Consider the following 17332-nt stretch of genomic DNA (forward strand, 5'->3'; position numbering starts at 1 on the left):
TCCGGGCGGTGGGGCGCCGGACGAACGGTGAGGCCCGACCGGTCCGGAGCAGATCATGACACGGGCGTCTCGGGGTAGACCTCGGTCTCGGTCGCCTTCACCGAGACCCAGACCTCGCGCCCCGGGCCCAGGCGCAGCTCGGCGACCGCGGCAGCGGTGACGTCGACCAGGGCGTCGGGCGCAGCGGGCCCGCCGACGACCTGCAGCCGGACCCGCTCGCCGAGCCGCTCCATCGCGCCCACGCGACCGCTCCAGGAGTTGCGCGCGCTGCTCGAGCGCGGTTGCTCGAGGTGGAGCGCGACGGCGCTGGGACGCACCGCGACGAGCACCGGACCGGGCGTCAGCGGCCCGTCGGGGGCGACGCTGAGCGTGCCGCCGACGACGAGGTCGACGCGGCCGTCACCGCGGTGCCGGCCGCGCCAGAGGTTCAGCCCCATCAGCCGGGCGACGTACGTCGACGCGGGCCGCTGCGCGACCTCGGCAGGCGGCCCCTGCTGCACCAACCGGCCCTGCTCGACCACGACGAGGCGGTCGGCGAGCACCATCGCCTCGAGGGGGTCGTGCGTGACCAGCACCGTGGGTCCGGCGACGTCGGCGAGGTGGGTGCGCAGGAAGGCGCGCACGTCGAGCCGGGCGCCGGCGTCGAGCGCGGCCATCGGCTCGTCGAGCAGCAGCACCTCAGGCTCGCTGGCCAGGGCTCGCGCGATCGCGACCCGCTGCGCCTGGCCGCCCGAGAGCGCGCCGGGCCGGCGCGGGGCGAGGTCGGCGAGCCCGAGCCGCTCCAACCAGCCGTGGGCGTGCTCGCGCGACGCCCGACGGCCCCGTCCCCGCGAGCGCGCGGCGAAGGCGACGTTGTCGACGACGCTGAGGTGCGGGAAGAGCCGGTAGTCCTGGAAGACCACGCCCGCCCGCCGACGCTCCGCCGGCACGTGCACGCCCGGGCCCTCCCAGGTGCGGCCGGCGACGCCCACCGCGCCGGCGGCGAGCGGCTCGAGCCCGGCGACGGCGCGCAGCAGCGTCGACTTGCCGGCGCCGTTGGGCCCGAGCACGGCGACGACCTCCCCCGGCGACACCTCCAGGGCCAGCTCGAGGCAGAACCCGCCCCGCTCGACGCGACCGTCGACCACGAGACCCCCGCTCACCGGCGCACCACCTCGGCGCTCGCCCAGCGCCCCCGCAGCAGCACCAGCACCGCGACCGACACCGCGAGCAGCACCAGCGCCAGCGCCACCGCGGAGTCGGGGTCGGACTGGAAGCGCTGGTAGATCTCCAGCGGCATGGTGCGGGTGGCGCCCTGCAGGCTGCCGGCGAAGGTGATGGTGGCGCCGAACTCGCCCAGCGCCCGCGCCCAGCACAGCACCGCGCCCGCCACCACCGCCGGGCGCACCAGCGGGAGCGTGACCCGGCGGAAGGTGGTGAGCCGGCCCGCCCCGAGCGTGGCGGCCGCCTCGTCGTACCCCTGCGACGCGGTGCGGAAGGCACCCTCGACCGCTATCACGAGGAAGGGCATGGCCACGAAGGTGTTGGCGAGCACGACGGCGGGCGTCGAGTAGGGGATCGAGACGCCGAACCACGCGTCGAGCCAGCGGCCGACCACGCCGTTGCGGCCGAAGGCGAGCAGCAGCGCGATGCCCCCGACGACCGGGGGGAGCACCAGCGGCACCGTGACCAGCGCCCGCAGCAGGCGTACGCCGCGGGCGCGCGACCGCGCGAGCACCCAGGCCAGCGGCACCCCGAGCACGAGCGAGACCAGCGTGGCCGCCGTGGCGCACAGCAGCGACAGCCGCAGCGCGTCGAGCGAGGCCGGCGTCGTCAGCAGCGCCGGCAGCTGCCCCCACGGTGCACGGAGCAGCAGGCCGAGCAGGGGCAGCAGCAGGAGCAGCACCGCGAGCGCCGCCGGGAGGCGCAGCGACCAGGGGACCGACGGCCTCATGGCCCCATCATCACGGGGCGGACCCGAACCCGGCCTCCTGGAGCACCCGGGTGCCCTCGTCGGAGAGCACGAGGTCGACCCAGGCCTGCGCCAGGTCGGCGTGCTCGGAGGCAGCGACGACCGCGACGGGGTAGTCGGTGGTGGCGTTGACGTCGGCCGGGACCTCGACCTCGCGCACCTCGTCGCCCGCCGCCTGCGCGTCGGTCACGTAGACGAGACCGGCGTCGACCTCGCCCAGCGTGACCTTCGTCAGCACCGACTTGACGTCGACCTCCTCGGTCACCGGCTGCACGTCGAGGCCGGCGTTGTCGAAGACCTGCGCCGCGACCACGCCGCACGGCACGTCGGGGGCACAGACCGCGACGCTGACCTCGGGGTCGGCCAGGTCGTCGAGCGAGCCGACACCACCGGGATCGTCGGGCGGCGTGACGACGGCGAGGTCGTTGGTGGCGAAGACGGTCGGCTCGTCGACCGCGTCGGCGTCGACCAGGGTCTGCATGTTCGTGGTGCTCGCGGAGGCGAACACGTCGGCGGGCGCACCCCCGGCGATCTGCTCCGAGAGCCCCGAGCTCGGGCCGAGCTCGAGCTCGACGTCGACGTCGGGGTTCTGCTCCTCGAAGGTCTTCTCCAGCTCCCCGAACGACTCCGTGAGCGACGCCGCGGCGAAGATCCGCAGCGTGGTGCTCTCCTGCGTGGCGGGATCCTCGTCCTGGCCCTCCCCCCCGCAGCCCGCGAGGACCAGGACGACAGCAGTGGTGGCAGTGACCGCCACCAGACGGGTGCGCTTCATCGGGAGACCTCCGGCAGCTCGACGACGACGTTGGTGGACTTCACGCTCGCCACGGCCAGCACGCCGGGCTCGAGCTCGAGCTCGTCAGCGGCCTCGCGGCTCATCAGGGACACGACGCGGTGCGGCCCGGCCTGCAGCTCGACCTGCGCCATCACGGTGTCGCGCACGACCCGGGTGACCAGGCCGACGAAGCGGTTGCGCGCCGACGCCGAGACGATCGGCCCCGGGTCGAGGTGCTCGCCCGCCGCCGCGACCTCCTGCGCCAGGCTCGCCAGCTCGACCCCGTCGACCACCTGACGTCCGCTGTCGTTGCGCCGGGTCGTCAGCCGCCCCGAGTCGGCCCAGCGCCGCACGGTGTCGTCGCTGACGCCGAGCAGCTCGGCCGCCTGTCGGATCGGGTACGTCGCCACGGCGCACATCCAACCGCATCCGCGGTCGTCCCGGCCAGCCAAGTCCGCATCTGCGTCTGTGGCACGACGTGATCAGCCCCCGGGGAAGGTTGTCGGGGTCCACCGTGTTGGCTGGTGACGTGCGCTCGTTCCTCGCCGACACCCGGCCGCTGCGGGACCGCCACTTCCGGCGGCTGTGGCTGGCCAACATCGTCACGGTCGTGGGGGCGCAGCTGACGGTGGTGGCGGTGCCGGCGCAGGTGTACGCCATCACCGGCTCGTCGGCGTACGTCGGCCTGACCGGCGTCTTCGGCCTGGTGCCGCTGGTCGTGTTCGGCCTGTGGGGAGGCGCACTGGCCGACGTCTTCGACCGCCGCACCATGCTCGTGGTGACGACGGTCGGGCTGATCGGCACCAGCGGGCTGTTCTGGCTGTTCTCCGCCAGCGGGTCGACCGACGTGTGGCTGCTGCTGGGGCTGTTCTCGGTGCAGCAGGCCTTCTTCGCGGTGAACCAGCCGACGCGCAGCGCCGTGCTGCCGCGGCTGCTCGACAAGGAGCTGCTGCCCGCGGCCAACTCGCTCAACATGACGGTGATGCAGGCCGGCGCGATCGCCGGGCCGCTGGTGGCGGGCGTGCTGCTGCCCTTCACCGGGTTCGCGTGGCTCTACCTGGTCGACACCGTGACCCTCGTGCCGACGCTGCTCGCCGTGGTGGCGCTGCCGCCGCTGCCGGTCGAGGGCACCACCGGCAGCCCGGGCCTGCGGGGGGTCGTCGACGGCTTCGCCTACCTCGCACGCCAGCCGGTGCTGCTGATGTCGTTCGTCGTCGACGTCATCGCGATGCTCTTCGGCATGCCGCGGGCGCTGTTCCCCGAGATCGCGCACCTCGACTTCGGCGGCCCGGCCGACGGGGGGCTCGTGTTCGCGCTGCTCTTCGCCGGCATCCCCATCGGCGCCGTGCTCGGCGGCATCTTCTCGGGCTGGGTCTCTCGCATCGACCGCCACGGCCTCGCCGTCGTCGTCGCGGTGCTGGTGTGGGGCGTGGCCATGGCCGGCTTCGGCTCGGCCGTCGGGCTCGCCGCCGTCGCCCCCGGCCCCGCGCTGGTCCTGGCCGTGCTGATGCTCGTCGTCGGCGGTGCCGCCGACATGACCTCGGCGGCGTTCCGCACCTCGATGCTGCAGACCGCGGCCGCCGACGCCGTCCGTGGCCGGCTCCAGGGCGTCTTCACCGTCGTCGTGGTCGGTGGCCCACGCATCGCCGACGTCGTCCACGGCGCCGCCGCCGTCAGCCTCGGCACCGCCGTCACCGCCGGCGGCGGTGGCGTGCTCGTCGTGGTCGGCACCGTGCTCGCCGTCCTCGCCTACCCCGCCTTCGTCCGCTACCGCGTGAGCCAGGTCGTCTCGCAGAGGACGGCCTGAGGGTCCGCCTGCTCAGGTCGCGCGGGGCCGGGCGGTGCTGTCGCGCACGACGAGCTCGGTCGGCAGCACCACGTCGTCGGGCACCCGGCCAGGCTGCTGCGACGGTCCACACCACGCAGGAGCGCCGGGCCGTCAGGCGTGCCCCACGTGGACCGCCTCAGACCCGCACGCCGTGGGGGCGACCGGGGTCGGCCTCGGCGGGGCCGGCGTCGCCGGCGTGGGCGGCCTCGAGCTGGGCGCAGACGGCGAGGCCGTAGAACAGCGAGACCGACGTCATCAGGGTCCAGGCCAGCAGTGCCACGATGCCGGCCAGCGGGCCGTACACGTCGCCGAAGGCCGGGCTGAGGCGCACGTACGTCGCCAGCAGGCCGGTCGCGACGAGCGTCATCACCACCGCGAGGCCGGACCCGAGCGCGAGCCACGACAGTCCCGGTTGCCGTCGGCGCGGGGCGTGGTCGAAGAGCACGGCGATGGTGACGACCAGCAGCGCCAGCCCGGCCGGCCAGCGCAGCACCTCGAAGGTCCGGGCGGTGCCGGGGTCCCAGCCGTAGAGGTCGACCAGCCCGTCGGCCAGCGCCCCGCCGCCGACCAGCAGCACGAAGCCGACGCCCACCGGCGCCGCGAGCAGCGCCGTCATCGCCGCGGCACGGCCGTACTTCGCGAGCGCGGGCCGGTCGCGGCGGATGCCGTAGATCCGGTTGCCGCCGCGCTCGACCTGGGCGACCGCGGTGGTCATCGACAGCACCGAGAGCAGCAGGCCGCCGGCCAGTGCGACCTCGCCCGCGACCTCGCTGCCACCCTCCTCCAGCGCGGCGGCGAGCGCGTCGCCCTGGCCCGAGCCCGGCGAGACCGCCTCCACGACGAGCGCGAGCAGCCGCGCGGGGCGCTCGGCGTCGAGGTCGAACGCCAGTCCGGTCAGCGCCAGCACGAACGGCACCACCGCCATCGCCGACTGCAGCGCGAGCGCGCGCGAGCTGGAGAAGCCGTCGCCGTAGCGGAAGCGCACGAAGGAGTCGACGAGCAGCCGGCGCAGGCCGAGGCGTCGTACGGCGTGCCAGGCGTCCTCCGCGTCGAGCTCGTCGCCGTCCATCTCGACGGTGACCGGGACGAGGCGGGCGGTGGTCACGACCGGAGCCTAGGGTGCAGCAGTGCTGCGCGTGACCACCTGGACGCTCGAGTCCCGCCGACCTCCCGACGGGCCCCCGCGGCCGTGGCCGGGCGGCGTACGGCTGGAGCGGGTGGCGGCGCCGACGCCGGAGCTCGCGCGGTGGCTGTACGCCGTGGTGGGCGGTCCTTGGACGTGGACCGACCGCCTGGGGTGGTCGTGGCAGCAGTGGCTCGACGAGCTGGCCGTGCCCGGCACCGAGCTGCACGTGCTGCACGCCGAGGGCGCGCCGCAGGGGTACGTCGAGCTCCAGCCGGCCGGTCGCGAGGTCGAGATCCGCTACCTCGGCCTGGTCGGGGACGCCATCGGCCGCGGCTGGGGCGGGCTGCTGCTCGAGCACGGCATCGACCTGGCCTGGTCGCTGCCCGCCCGGCACGGCCTGCCGACCACCACCCGCGTGTGGGTCCACACGTGCTCGCTCGACGGTGACGCCGCGCTGGCCAACTACCGCGCCCGCGGGATGTCGGTGGTCGACGAGGTGGTCACCGACGAGGACGTGCCCGCCTCACCACCCGGCGCCTGGACGGCCTCCACGGGTCTCGCGGAGTAGGTCAGTCGAGGCCGGTCTGCTCCCGCACCCAGTGCCACGTGCGCTCGACGTCGCCGGGTCGGCTCCGGGTCTTCGCGAGCAGGTGGGTGGCCCGGGCGCGGCGGTCGTGCCACAGCTCGCCCGAGGCGGGCGGGGGCTCGACGGCGGCGAGCCAGACGGTGGTGTCGGCGCCGCCGTCGGCGTCGCGCAGCACCGGCTTGGTGATCGTGTGGAAGCCGGGCAGCGAGTCGACCACGCCGGGCGTGTCGGCCCAGCCGGGGTGCGTGGCGTGGACGCCGACCCGCTGCGGCGCCCACCGGGCCCCCAGCACCGGCAGCAGCTCGACCTGGGCGCGCTTGCTGCGCGCGTAGGCGGTGGTGCCGGAGTAGCCGCCCTTTCCCACCTCGAGGTACTCCGGGTCGTCGGCGCGCAGGCGCTGGCCGTACATGCCGCCGGAGGTCACCATGACGACCCGCGCGTCGCGGCCGACGAGGCGGTCGAGCAGCAGCTCGGTCATCAGCACCGGCCCGAGCACGTGCACCGCCATGGTCAGCTCGTGGCCCTGCGGCGACTCGGTGCGCTCGGCCGGCAGCGCCCCGGCGTTGTGCACCAGCACGTCGAGGCCGTCGACGTCGTCGCGCAGCGCCGCGGCGAAGCGACGTACGTCGTCGAGGTCGCTCACGTCGCAGCGGTCGACCACCGCCGTCGCCCCGGGCACGTCGTCGAGCAGCTGCCGGCGCACCCGCTCGCCCTTCTCGGTGTCGCGCACCACCAGCCGCACCGTCGCGCCGAGGCGGGCCAGGCCGGTCGCCGTCGCGAGTCCCAGCCCGGAGCTGGCGCCCGTGACCGCGGCGGTGCGCCCGGCCAGCGCGTCGGGCGCGGGGTCGGCCGGCCACGTCGGCAGCCGACGCCGGGCGGCGTACCCCAGCTGCGAGAACCCGAGGGCGATGCTGCGGTCGAGGCCGGTGTCGAGGGCGCGGGCGAGCGAGGCGGGCAGGGAGCTCATGCAGGGCTCGTAACCGTGTGGTTCGACGTGAAACCGCGGGCGGTCGGCCCGCCAGGTCGGTCGGCGCCGGGCCGGTGCTTCTCGTTCGAGAAGCACCCGGCTGCTCGGTCACGGCGGGTCGGACCCGCGGCTCTCCTCCTGCTCGACGAGCGCCTCGAGGTCCTTGAGCCGGTCGAGGCCGTTGAGCGCGCGGGCCATGCGCTGGTTGCCCTCGAGGCGCTCGCGCTGGCGGTGCAGGAACCACCAGTAGCCGGCGGTAAAGGGGCAGGCGTCGTCGCCGACGCGGACCTTGGGGTCGAGCTCGCACGACCCGCAGTGGTCGCTCATCTTGTTGATGTAGGCGCCACCGGAGGTGTACGGCTTGGTGGCCAGCACGCCGCCGTCGGCGTGCTGGCTCATGCCGACCACGTTGGGCACCATCACCCAGTCGTAGCCGTCGACGAACGCACGGTGGAACCAGTCGGTCAGCTGCTCCGGCGCCCAGCCGCGCTGCAGGCCGTAGGAGCCGAGCACCATCAGCCGCGGGATGTGGTGCACCCAGCCCCGCTCGGCGACGGCGTCGAGGGTGTGCGAGAGGCACCGCGCGCGGGTGGCGTCGCCGTCGAGCGTCGCCCACCAGTCGGGGACCTTGCGCCGCTGCTGCAGCTTGTTGGAGCGGCGGTAGTCGTCGCCGAGGTACCAGTAGAGGTGCCACATGTAGTCGCGCCAGCCCATCACCTGCCGCACGAACCCCTCGACGGAGGCCAGCGGCGCGTCTCCCGCGGCGTGCACCTCCTCGGCGCGCCGCACCACGGTCAGCGGGTCGAGCAGCCCGAGGTTCATCGGCGCCGAGATCACCGAGTGGGCCATCCAGGGGTCGTCCTCGAGGATGGCGTCCTCGTGCGGGCCGAACTGCGGCAGCCGGTGGGCCAGGAAGTGGTCGAGCACCGCCTCCGCCTCGGCCCGGGTCGCGGCGAAGAGCCGGGGGCCGTCGCGGCCGATGAAGGAGACGTCGCCGTCGGCCTCCCAGCGGTCGAGGTCGCGACGCACCTGCTCGTCGATCTCGTCCTCCTCGGGCCACGGCGGGTCGTCGAGGCCGAGGGTGTCCTGCCCCTTGGGCGGGGGCTCGCGATTGTCGTGGTCGTAGTTCCACTTGCCGCCGACGGGGTCGTTGCCGTCCATCAGCACCTCGTGGCGCCGGCGGGCGTGGCGGTAGAAGTCCTCCATCAGCAGCCGGTTGCCCTCGCGGCCGTCGGCCCAGTGGTCGAAGTCCTCGCGGGTCGTCACGAAGCCCCGCGCCGGGAGCCGCTCGATGTCACGCTCCTTGCCGCCGACCGACCCGTCGGCGAGCCCGCGCACGAACCGCACCGCGGCGAAGGACGTCGGCTGGACGACCTGGAGGTCGCGGGTGCGGCGGCCGAGGCCCTCGACGTAGGTGTCGGTCTGCCGGTACGACACCCGGTCGCCGAGCTCAGCGGCGCGGTGGCGCATCGCCGAGAGGATCAGATGGGCCTTGGCCCGGTGGTAGCGCTTGCGGGCGAAGACCCGCTTGCTCTCGACCATCAGCACGTCGCCGTCGTGGTCGTCGAGGAAGTGCTCGCCGAGCTGGTCACCGAAGAGCCAGCGCGTCGTCATGGGCGCCTCATGGACGTTCCGTACCCGTGCCCGACTGCGACAAGCCGGCCCGCCGGCGGGCCCCGGGCAGCTCGTAGCGCGGCGTACGGCGCTTCTCCGGCGTCGCCTCGCGCGCCGCCCTCGCCGCCCGGGTCAGGGCGTCGTGGACGTTGCGGAGGTTCATCACCAGGGCGCCGTACTGGCGCCACTTGACCGGCGGCAGCGAGGCCTCGGAGAAGTCCCGGGCGAGCTGCTCGAGCCGGGCGGTGAGCGTCTCGAGGCCGTCGGCGTCCTGCAGCTTTGCCAGCTCCGCCACCGACCCGGCGAGGTCGCACCACCGCTCGCGGAACTCGACGTCCCACGGGGTGTCCTCCTCGACGCTGCGCCGCATCGTGCGCGCCATGCTGAGGCAGTCGGCGATGCCCTGCTCGAGCTCGTGCAGCATCTTCTTGAGGTCGGCCCAGCCGGTGGGTCGGGAGCGGCGCGGGTTGAAGCGACCGCTCTCGCGCGCCTGCCACAGCAGCCGCCACGCCTGGTCGACGTGGAGGTCGACGCGGCGGATGTCGCGCACCCACTCGTCGGTCTCGTCGGTGGTCAGGCCGTCGCCGGCGCCGCGGGCCATCGCCCCCAGCACGTCGGCGAGCTGGCCGGGCAGCTGCTCGGCCCACGACCACGCCGCGCGGTCGCGCAGCGGCGGCCAGACCAGCAGGTTGACCGCCAGGCCGACCGCGACGCCGACCGCGGTGTCGACGAGCCGGCTCGACAGCAGCTCCATCTGGTCGGTCGACCCGGTGGCCAGCGTGACGAGCCCGGTCGTCGCGATCGTGCCGGCCTCCTCCTTGACCCACGGCAGCTGCCCTAGCATGAAGCCGACCAGGATGACCAGCCCGAGGCTCCACGGCTCGATGCCGAACAGCGTGCCGACGGAGAAGGCCAGGAAGACCGCGAAGAACGTCGCCGCCACCTGCTGGGTGCCGCGCGAGACGGTCTTGTAGATCGTCGAGTGCACCACGAGCACCGCCGCCCACGGTGCGAGGAAGGCCTGGTCGAGCTGGCCCACGTCGGTCGCCAGCCACCACGCCAGACCACCGGCCAGGGCCGTCTTGACGATCTGCACCTGGTCGACGACGCGGACCGGGTCGACCCGGCGGCGCAGCCGCTGCACGGGCTCGGTCGAGACGCTGGTCACCACCCGGGGCACGTACCCCGGCACCCGTGCCCCACCGGTCGCACCGTTCCCTGGACCGTGGTGGTCGTCAGGCCCTACGCTGCTCCGGCGACATCGCACCCCTCGCCGGTACGCCGAGTCCTGCCCACCGACGCGAGGTCCGACCGAGATCGACGGGGCAGGAGTGGGGGAACCACACGTTCCACCGCGCCGACCGGGTCCGCCCGGTCGCGCTAGGGGTGAAGTCGTCTCACGACGGCAGAGCACTTTCCCGGCTCCAACCCGACAGCTCACCTCGCAGGCGTGGGAAAGGCTCCCCCGTGCTCCCTGCCCTGCACCCTGCCCTGCGCATCCCCGCCCAGCTCCTCCTCGTGGTCGTCATGGCGCTCGGCCTGCTGCTCGCCAGCCCCGTGGGCGACGCCCACGCCGCTTCCCGTGCGAAGAAGATCTCCAACGCCACCGGCATCGCGCTGAACCAGAAGGGCGACCCCTACCGCTACGGCGCGGCGGGCCCCAGCGCCTTCGACTGCTCCGGCCTCATCTACTACAGCTTCCGCAAGGCCGGCGTCAGCGTTCCCCGCACCTCCGGCGCCCAGGCCGGCGCGGTGCGCCGCGTCGCCAAGTCGAACCTCAAGCGCGGCGACCTGATGTTCTTCCACAACGGCGGCCGGGTCTACCACGCCGCGATCTTCCTCGGCCGCTCGAAGGGCAAGGTGCACATGCTGCACTCCCCCAGCTCGGGCAAGCGGGTCTCGAAGGCGTCGCCGTGGACGTCGAGCTGGTTCGGCGGCACCCTGCGCTGATGCCCCGAGACCGGCGCGGCTGCCGTCCCGGCGGCCGCGCCGGTCCTAGCCTGCCCTCATGACCCCTCCCGGTCCCGACGCGCAGGTCGCCCCCACGACCGTCGAGCACCCCCTCGGGGCGCTCGACCAGCTCTTCGTCGCCTCGCCCGAGGTCCCCGCGCGCACCACCGTGCCCGCCACCCTCGGCCTCCTCGCGGGCCTCGCCGCCCTCGTCTCCTCGCTGTGGCGCGCCAACCTCGGGATCGCGGTCGCCCTGGCCGTGCTGGCCGTCGTCCTCAGCGTCATCGGGCTGGCCCGCGCCAGCCGGCCCGGCACCGCCGGCGGAGTCACCGCGGCCCTCGGGCTCGTCGCCGCCCTGCTGACCGGCGCCCTGGTCGCGCTGCGCTACGCGGGGGTCGACACCGCTGTCGCCGGCGACCTGTCGCTGCGCCCGCTCGTCGACTGGCTCGCCGCGCTGCTCCCCGCCCCGCCCGTCTGAGCGGGTCGTCCGCGTCCTCTCCTAGCCTGGACGACGTGCCCGACCCCGCCCCCGCGACCGTGCCTGCGCTCGACGACGCCACCCGGCCGCGCTACCCGGTGCCGGCCGGAGCGTCGTACGACCCGTGGCAGGAGCAGCAGGCGCGGCACCTCGTCGACGTGCACGACATGCTGCGCGCCGAGCTGACCCAGCTGCGCGACGTCGTCGAACAGGTACGCCGCGGGCTGCTGCAGGTGGGCCAGGCGCGCTCGGTGATCAACACCATGACGATCCGGCAGAACAACTGGACCCTCGGCGCCTACTGCGAGAGCTACTGCCGCGTCGTCACCGGCCACCACACCCTCGAGGACCGCTCGATGCTGCGCCACCTCGCCGCCGTCGACCCCGACAGCCGCCCGGTCGTCGAGCGGCTGCACGCCGAGCACGAGGTCGTCGCCGAGGTGCTCGAGGAGGTCGACCGGCGCCTCGTCGCACTCGTCGCGGCGTCGCCGGCCGAGGTGTCCGACGCGCTCGAGCACCTCGCCGAGGTCGTCGACCAGCTGTCGACGGTGCTGCTGTCGCACCTGACCTACGAGGAGACCGAGCTGCACCACCCGCTCGCGGTCCACGGCATGGTGACCGGCTGATGCACCACGTCGGGATCGACCTCGCCTGGGGCACCCGCCGCCCCACGGGGGTCGCGGTGCTCGACGACGAGGGGCGGCTGCTCACGGTGACGACCGTCCGCACCGACGCCGAGGTGCTCGCGGCCGTGGCGCCGTACGTCGAGGGGCCGTGCACCGTCGCCGTCGACGCGCCGCTCCTCGTCACCAACCCCACCGGCAACCGGCTGGCCGAGCGCGAGCTCAACGCCGACTTCGCCCGCTTCGACGCGGGCGCCCACCCGACTAACACCGGCAAGGCCGAGTTCCGCGAGGGCAGCCGCGGCGGCGCGCTCGCGGCCGAGCTCGACCTCGACCTCGACCCGGGGCTCGACCGCCCCGCCGACGACCGGCGGCGGGCGCTCGAGGTCTACCCGCACGCGGCGACGGTCGCGCTCTTCCGGCTCGGCCGCACCCTGAAGTACAAGCAGAAGCCCGGCCGCGACCTCGAGCAGCTCCGCGGCGCGCTGCTGCACCTCATGGGCCTGCTCGAGGGCCTCCACGACGCCCACCCGCCGCTGCTGCTGGGCGGCCGCGACGACCCGTGGGCCTCGCTGCGACGCGACGTCGAGCAGGCGGAGCGCAAGTCGCAGCTGCGCGTGGTCGAGGACCAGGTCGACGCCGTCGTCTGCGCCTACGTCGCGCTGCACGCCACGCGCCGTCCGGCCGAGGTGACCGTCTACGGCGATCCCGAGACGGGGCAGATCGTCACGCCCACGCTGCCGCCCGACCACCGGCCCACCCCACGCGAGCGGTCGGTGCCGACCCCCGACCCCGACGCGGCGGTGACCGACTACGCGCTGCGGCGCCCGGCCCTGGTCGAGGCGACCAGGGCCCTGGTCGACCAGGTCACCCGGGTGCTCGACGACGGCGGCATCAACTACCTCTCCGTCACCTCGCGCGCCAAGACCGTGGCGTCGTACGCCGAGAAGGCCCGCCGCACCGCGCCCGACGGAACCCCCCTCTACGACGACCCGGGACGCCAGATCACCGACGTCGTCGGCCTGCGCGTGATCACCTACGTGCAGCGCGACGTCGACGCCGTCGCCGGGCTGCTGGGCGCCGACCTGCACGTCATCGACGACCGCGACATGGGTCGCGAGACCGCCCGGGCCGGCCGGTTCGGCTACTCCAGCCGCCACCTGCTCGTCGAGACCGACGACGGCGTCGTCGCTCAGGTGCAGGTGCGCACGGTGCTGCAGCACGCGTGGGCCGAGTTCGAGCACGACATCCGCTACAAGGGCACGGTGCCGGCCGAGCTGTCGAGCGACTTCGACCGCCGCTTCACCCTCGCCGCCGGCCTGCTCGAGCTGGCCGACCAGGAGTTCGCCACCATCCGCGACACCCTGCGCGCCGGCCCCTCGCCGACCGGCCGCGGCGGCATCGCCGCGCGCGAGCTCGCGGCCTTCCTCGCCGGGCAGTACGCCGACGCCGGCTGGTCGCGCACCGACCACTACGACTGGATGGCCGAGCTCGTCTCCGGCCTCGGCATCGGCTCCCTCGACGAGCTCGCCGAGACGCTCCGCCCCGTCGACGAGCCCCTCATCGCCGCTCGGATGGACTACCGCTACCCGCCCGGCGCCGTACGCCGCCTCGACGACGCCCTGCTCTGGGCCCGCGGCGAGCAGTACGTCGCCCTCCCCGGCAACGCCCACCGCACCGACCTCCTCCACGCCCGCCTCGCCCGCCTCCGCGGCGACTGAGAACCCTGAGAACCCCGGGGGGACGCACGGGCGTCACGAAGGGCCGCCCTTCGCGGCTCGCTCCGCTCGCACCTCAGGGACCGGGACCGCCGCAGCCGTCATCTGCTCCCTGAGGAGCCCGCGAGGGACGAGCGGGCGTCACGAAGGGCCGCCCTTCGCGGCTCGCTCCGCTCGCACCTCAGGGACCGGGACCGCCGCGGCCGTCGCCCGCTCCCTGAGGAGCCCGCGAGGGACGAGCGGGCGTCACGAAGGGCCGCCGCCCTTCGCGGCTCGCTCCGCTCGCACCTCAGGGACCGGCACCACCCGCTGGTCGAGCCTGTCGAGACCACCGCGGCCGCCTCACCCGGTCTCGAGGCTCGTCGCTAGCGCTCCTCGCACCTCGACCAGCGAAGGACGTTCAGGCCGCCGTCGCCCGCTCCCTGAGGAGGCCGCGAGGGACGAGCGGGCGTCACGAAGGGCCGCCCTTCGAGGCTCGCTCCGCTCGCACCTCAGGGAGCCGGCGAGGGACGAACGGGCGTCACGAAGGGACGGGGGCTCAGGCGCTGACGTCGACGTGGACGTGGTCGCGGTGCTCGAGCACCTCGACGACCTCGGCGGGGCGGTCGGAGGTGTCGGGGGTGTAGTCGCGCCAGCCCTGCACGGCGCGGCGGGCGGTCCAGATCTTGCGGTCGTAGATGACGGTCTCGACGCCGAGGCGGTCGGCGTGGGCGACGAGCCACTGGGCGACGGCCCAGCCGCGGCGCAGGTTGGGCTCGTCGACGGGGCGGAAGAACACGTCGACGGCGCGACCGTCGTAGTGGGCCGAGCCCGGCATGTGCCCGCTGTCGACGCCGCCGGGGGCGAACCCGCCGAGCGGCAGGTCGCCGTACGCCGCCAGCAGCTCGCGGCGCAGCGTGGCGGCGCGCGCGGTCAGTCCGCGGTCGTCGAGGTCGGTCGAGTCGGCGGAGGTGGCGCCGCCGTGGAGGCAGGTGAGGCCGCCGGGGCTGGCGCCCTTGAGGGCGGCGGCGACCGCGGCGGCCTCGTCGCGCGACAGGTCGAGCTCGCCGACGAGGGCGGTGGTCGTGGTGCGCCGGGGCAGCGAGAGCCGCACCGACCGGGCGGCCACGTCGGCGGCGCGCTCGGCCTGGGCGGTGCTGAGCCCGACCTCGGTGCCGTCGACGTCGACGGTGCAGTCGTCGACGCCCGGCAGCGCGCTGCTCAGCAACGACGGCCGCTGCGCGAGCACGAGCAGCCCGACGACGAGGACCCCGGAGACGACGAGTGCCAGCAGCAGCCCGCGTCCCGACCTCATGGCGCCAGTGTCCGTAACCCTCCAAACGCCGGCGCCGCTCTCAGCGCACCCCCGCCATGAGGCGCCGTACGGGTCGGGCGACGGCGAGCACGACCACGCCGGTCAGCACCGCGGCGCCGCCGACCCAGCCGAAGTAGGCGCCCTCGTCCTGGGTGGAGTAGTAGCCGCCCAGCTCGCCGGCCATGGCGGACCCGAGCGCGACCGAGAGGAAGAACAGCGCCACCATCTGGGTGCGGAACTTCGCCGGCGCGAGCTTGGTGGCGACCGAGAGCCCGACGGGCGAGAGCAGCAGCTCGGCGACGGTGAACGCGAGCAGGATGCCGGCGAGCGCGAGCACCGGCACGGTGTTCTGCCCGGCGGGCACCAGCAGGAACAGCCAGAACGCCAGCCCCATGACGAGCGTCGCGAGGCCGAACTTCACGGGGGTCGAGGGCGCCCGGTCGCCCAGACGCGTCCACAGCGCGGCGAAGGCACCGGCCAGCACGATGATGAAGACCGGGTTGATGGACTGCACCCACGAGATCGGCATGGTCCAGCCGAGCAGCGAGCGGTCGAGCCGCTCGTCGGCGAAGATCGTCACCACGGTGAACTGCTGCTGGTAGAGCGACCAGAACACTGCGCTCGCCACGAACAGCGGCAGCATCGCCCAGACGCGGCTGCGCTCGACCGTGCTGAGGGTGCGGTCGGCGAGCATCACCACGAAGTACGCCGCCGCGGCGACGACGGTGAGCCAGATGACGACGTCGGGCAGCCGCTCGGCGGTCACCACGCCGCTCGCGAGCAGGGCGGCGACGACCACGAGGGCGACGACGCCGGCCACGGCCCAGCGCACGCGCTCGTGCGGGGCGAGCGGGTGCGGCACCACGGCGGTCGCGGCGGGCAGCCGGCGACGGCCGATCGCGTACTGCACCAGGCCCGCGGCCATGCCGACGGCGGCGAGGCCGAAGCCGACGTGGAAGCCGGCCTCCTGCTGCAGGACGCCGGTGAGCAGCGGGCCGACGAGCGCGCCGATGTTGATGCCCATGTAGAACAGCGAGAAGCCCGCGTCACGCCGCTCGTCGTGCTCGTCGTACAGCGAGCCGACCAGCGAGGTGGCGTTGGCCTTGACGCCGCCGCTGCCGAGCGCGACCAGCACCAGGCCGACGGCGACGCCGACCAGACCGGGCAGCACCGCGAGCGCGACATGGCCCGCCATCACGACCACGGCGCTGGCGAAGAGGGTGCGCTCCGGGCCGAGCACCCGGTCGGCGAGCCAGGCGCCGAGGATGGTCGAGAGGTAGACGGCCCCGCCGTACGCCCCGACGATGCCGGTCGCGGTGCCGCGGTCGACGCCGAGGCCACCGTCGGTGACGGCGAAGTAGAGGTAGATCAGCAGGATGCCCTGCATGCCGTAGAAGCTGAACCGCTCCCACAGCTCGACGCCGAAGAGGTTCGCGAGCACCCGCGGCTGGCCGAGGAACCCGGTGTCCTCCCGGGCGCCCTGGGCAGTGGACCTAGTTGTATCGGACACCTATCCGACGGTACGCCGCCCCGGGTCGCGCGCCCGAACCGGCCTCAGCCCCAGGCGGCACGCACCTCGTCGACCACGTCGGCGGCCTGACGCAGGCCGGTGCGGGCGGCGTCCGCGCGCTTGGCCGGGTCGAGCACGTTCTTGCCGATGTCGGCGAGCGCCTGCCTGTCGGGGCTGACGACCGCGTGGTGCCGCGCGCCGGTCCGCGCGACCTGCGCGGGCACCGACGACGACTTGCTGACCGACTGCGGCAGCGGCGCGAGGACCACCACCCGCTCGGCGCCCTTCACGAGGTCGGCGTTGGCGGTCGAGCGCACGCCGCCGTCGACGTAGTGCCGGCCCGCGATCGTGACGGGCGGCCACACCAGCGGTACGGCGCAGCTCGCCGCGACCGCGTGGACCAGGTCGGCCGCGCCAGCCTGATCGAACGTCGTCGGCCGGCCGCTCTGCGCGTCGACGGCGGTGATGCGCAGGTCGCGGTCGGCCGGCCAGTCGCCGATCCCGATGCGCGAGCGGATCACCTCGACCCGGCGGTCGTCGCCCGGCGGGTGGGCCTTCATCGCGAGCCTGCCGACCCGCGCCCGCTTGGCGTCGCTGCTGCCCGGCAGCAGCAGGGCGGGGGCGAGCCGGAGCAGGGTGAGCCGGTTGAAGCTGGCGCCGATCTCGCGGTCGGCGGGCCGCAGCTGCTCGGCGTACAGCTCCTCGACGGTGAGCCCGCCCGTGACCTGGGCGCCCACCACGGAGCCGGCGCTGGTGCCGACCACGGTGTCGGCGGCGGTCAGGTCGACGCCGGCGTCCTGCAGGCCCTTGAGCAGGCCCAGCATCCAGGCGATGCCCGTGACGCCTCCGCCACCGAGCACGAGCGAGCGGGTACCAGCGGGTGCGGAACTCATGCCCGTCACGCTACCCGCCGGT

The 17332-nt window shown here is 74.5% G+C and carries 17 protein-coding genes and 1 riboswitch; of the genes, 6 read left to right on the forward strand and 11 right to left on the reverse strand.

Annotation, left to right across the window (positions count from 1 at the left end; all coding sequences use genetic code 11):
- Positions 1-53: 53 nt before the first annotated feature.
- The 4 genes from ACYU8I_RS04380 to ACYU8I_RS04395 are packed head-to-tail and all read right to left on the reverse strand — an operon-like array spanning position 54 to position 3142.
- Positions 54-1142, reverse strand: coding sequence for an ABC transporter ATP-binding protein (locus ACYU8I_RS04380; protein ID WP_460837866.1), 1089 nt, complete (start codon positions 1140-1142; stop codon positions 54-56).
- Positions 1139-1933, reverse strand: coding sequence for an ABC transporter permease (locus tag ACYU8I_RS04385; protein ID WP_460837868.1), 795 nt, complete (start codon positions 1931-1933; stop codon positions 1139-1141). Before ACYU8I_RS04385 ends, ACYU8I_RS04380 begins: the two co-directional genes overlap by 4 nt.
- Before the next feature lie 10 nt (positions 1934-1943).
- Positions 1944-2723 (reverse strand): molybdate ABC transporter substrate-binding protein, encoded by a 780-nt coding sequence (gene modA / locus ACYU8I_RS04390; RefSeq protein WP_460837869.1) that lies wholly within the window; start codon positions 2721-2723, stop codon positions 1944-1946.
- Entirely contained in the window at positions 2720-3142 is a 423-nt protein-coding gene (locus ACYU8I_RS04395; protein WP_460837872.1) for a TOBE domain-containing protein, read from the reverse strand. Before ACYU8I_RS04395 ends, modA begins: the two co-directional genes overlap by 4 nt.
- Positions 3143-3237: 95 nt before the next feature.
- Here ACYU8I_RS04395 and ACYU8I_RS04400 point away from each other — a divergent pair, with 95 nt between their 5' ends.
- Positions 3238-4530, forward strand: a complete 1293-nt coding sequence (locus ACYU8I_RS04400; RefSeq protein WP_460837873.1) for an MFS transporter — start codon at positions 3238-3240, stop codon at positions 4528-4530.
- 157 nt (positions 4531-4687) lie between these two features.
- On the opposite strand, the gene ACYU8I_RS04405 is transcribed toward ACYU8I_RS04400, so the two are convergent.
- Complete coding sequence (locus ACYU8I_RS04405; protein ID WP_460837874.1) at positions 4688-5656, reverse strand: YihY/virulence factor BrkB family protein; 969 nt, start codon at positions 5654-5656, stop codon at positions 4688-4690.
- A 22-nt stretch (positions 5657-5678) separates the two neighbouring features.
- Between ACYU8I_RS04405 and ACYU8I_RS04410 the strand changes: the two genes are divergently transcribed.
- Entirely contained in the window at positions 5679-6245 is a 567-nt protein-coding gene (locus tag ACYU8I_RS04410; RefSeq protein ID WP_460837876.1) for an N-acetyltransferase, read from the forward strand.
- Between the two features lies 1 nt (position 6246).
- On the opposite strand, the gene ACYU8I_RS04415 is transcribed toward ACYU8I_RS04410, so the two are convergent.
- The 3 genes from ACYU8I_RS04415 to ACYU8I_RS04425 form a co-directional block, all read right to left on the reverse strand.
- On the reverse strand, positions 6247-7230 hold the full coding sequence (locus ACYU8I_RS04415) for an SDR family NAD(P)-dependent oxidoreductase (protein ID WP_460837878.1): 984 nt from the start codon (positions 7228-7230) through the stop codon (positions 6247-6249).
- 108 nt (positions 7231-7338) lie between these two features.
- A complete protein-coding gene (locus ACYU8I_RS04420; RefSeq protein ID WP_460837880.1) occupies positions 7339-8844 on the reverse strand; it encodes a cryptochrome/photolyase family protein in 1506 nt (501 codons plus the stop codon).
- Positions 8845-8851: 7 nt separating this feature from the next.
- Positions 8852-10015, reverse strand: coding sequence for an FUSC family protein (locus ACYU8I_RS04425; RefSeq protein WP_460837882.1), 1164 nt, complete (start codon positions 10013-10015; stop codon positions 8852-8854).
- Positions 10016-10155: 140 nt separating this feature from the next.
- Positions 10156-10293: riboswitch (cyclic di-AMP (ydaO/yuaA leader) on the forward strand.
- An 18-nt stretch (positions 10294-10311) separates the two neighbouring features.
- Between ACYU8I_RS04425 and ACYU8I_RS04430 the strand changes: the two genes are divergently transcribed.
- Genes ACYU8I_RS04430 through ACYU8I_RS04445 form a run of 4 tightly spaced genes read left to right on the forward strand, consistent with a single transcriptional unit; the run spans position 10312 to position 13616 of the window.
- Positions 10312-10794 carry a C40 family peptidase gene (locus tag ACYU8I_RS04430; protein WP_460837884.1) on the forward strand — a complete coding sequence of 161 codons (483 nt, stop codon included), beginning with the start codon at positions 10312-10314 and terminating at the stop codon, positions 10792-10794.
- Between the two features lie 58 nt (positions 10795-10852).
- Positions 10853-11272 (forward strand): hypothetical protein, encoded by a 420-nt coding sequence (locus ACYU8I_RS04435; RefSeq protein WP_460837886.1) that lies wholly within the window; start codon positions 10853-10855, stop codon positions 11270-11272.
- A gap of 35 nt (positions 11273-11307) precedes the next feature.
- A complete protein-coding gene (locus tag ACYU8I_RS04440; protein WP_460837889.1) occupies positions 11308-11898 on the forward strand; it encodes a hemerythrin domain-containing protein in 591 nt (196 codons plus the stop codon).
- Positions 11898-13616 (forward strand): DUF429 domain-containing protein, encoded by a 1719-nt coding sequence (locus ACYU8I_RS04445; RefSeq protein WP_460837893.1) that lies wholly within the window; start codon positions 11898-11900, stop codon positions 13614-13616. The genes ACYU8I_RS04440 and ACYU8I_RS04445 overlap by 1 nt, the downstream gene beginning before the upstream one ends.
- Positions 13617-14151: 535 nt before the next feature.
- Here the strand turns inward: ACYU8I_RS04445 and ACYU8I_RS04450 are convergent.
- The 3 genes from ACYU8I_RS04450 to ACYU8I_RS04460 are packed head-to-tail and all read right to left on the reverse strand — an operon-like array spanning position 14152 to position 17310.
- Entirely contained in the window at positions 14152-14907 is a 756-nt protein-coding gene (locus ACYU8I_RS04450; RefSeq protein WP_460837895.1) for a hypothetical protein, read from the reverse strand.
- A 40-nt stretch (positions 14908-14947) separates the two neighbouring features.
- Entirely contained in the window at positions 14948-16417 is a 1470-nt protein-coding gene (locus ACYU8I_RS04455; protein ID WP_460837897.1) for a peptide MFS transporter, read from the reverse strand.
- 44 nt (positions 16418-16461) lie between these two features.
- Entirely contained in the window at positions 16462-17310 is an 849-nt protein-coding gene (locus ACYU8I_RS04460) for a patatin-like phospholipase family protein (protein WP_460837900.1), read from the reverse strand.
- Positions 17311-17332: the final 22 nt, after the last annotated feature.

The organism is Nocardioides marmoraquaticus (assembly GCF_054777915.1).

Excerpts from the sequence above, each read along its gene's own strand:
- ACYU8I_RS04385 (WP_460837868.1), bottom strand. The coding sequence starts at position 1,933 with ATGAGGCCGTCGGTCCCCTGGTCGCTGCGCCTCCCGGCGGCGCTCGCG.
- modA (WP_460837869.1), bottom strand. The coding sequence starts at position 2,723 with ATGAAGCGCACCCGTCTGGTGGCGGTCACTGCCACCACTGCTGTCGTC.
- ACYU8I_RS04395 (WP_460837872.1), bottom strand. The coding sequence starts at position 3,142 with ATGTGCGCCGTGGCGACGTACCCGATCCGACAGGCGGCCGAGCTGCTC.
- ACYU8I_RS04415 (WP_460837878.1), bottom strand. The coding sequence starts at position 7,230 with ATGAGCTCCCTGCCCGCCTCGCTCGCCCGCGCCCTCGACACCGGCCTC.
- ACYU8I_RS04420 (WP_460837880.1), bottom strand. The coding sequence starts at position 8,844 with ATGACGACGCGCTGGCTCTTCGGTGACCAGCTCGGCGAGCACTTCCTC.
- ACYU8I_RS04435 (WP_460837886.1), top strand. The coding sequence starts at position 10,853 with ATGACCCCTCCCGGTCCCGACGCGCAGGTCGCCCCCACGACCGTCGAG.
- ACYU8I_RS04445 (WP_460837893.1), top strand. The coding sequence starts at position 11,898 with ATGCACCACGTCGGGATCGACCTCGCCTGGGGCACCCGCCGCCCCACG.
- ACYU8I_RS04450 (WP_460837895.1), bottom strand. The coding sequence starts at position 14,907 with ATGAGGTCGGGACGCGGGCTGCTGCTGGCACTCGTCGTCTCCGGGGTC.
- ACYU8I_RS04460 (WP_460837900.1), bottom strand. The coding sequence starts at position 17,310 with ATGAGTTCCGCACCCGCTGGTACCCGCTCGCTCGTGCTCGGTGGCGGA.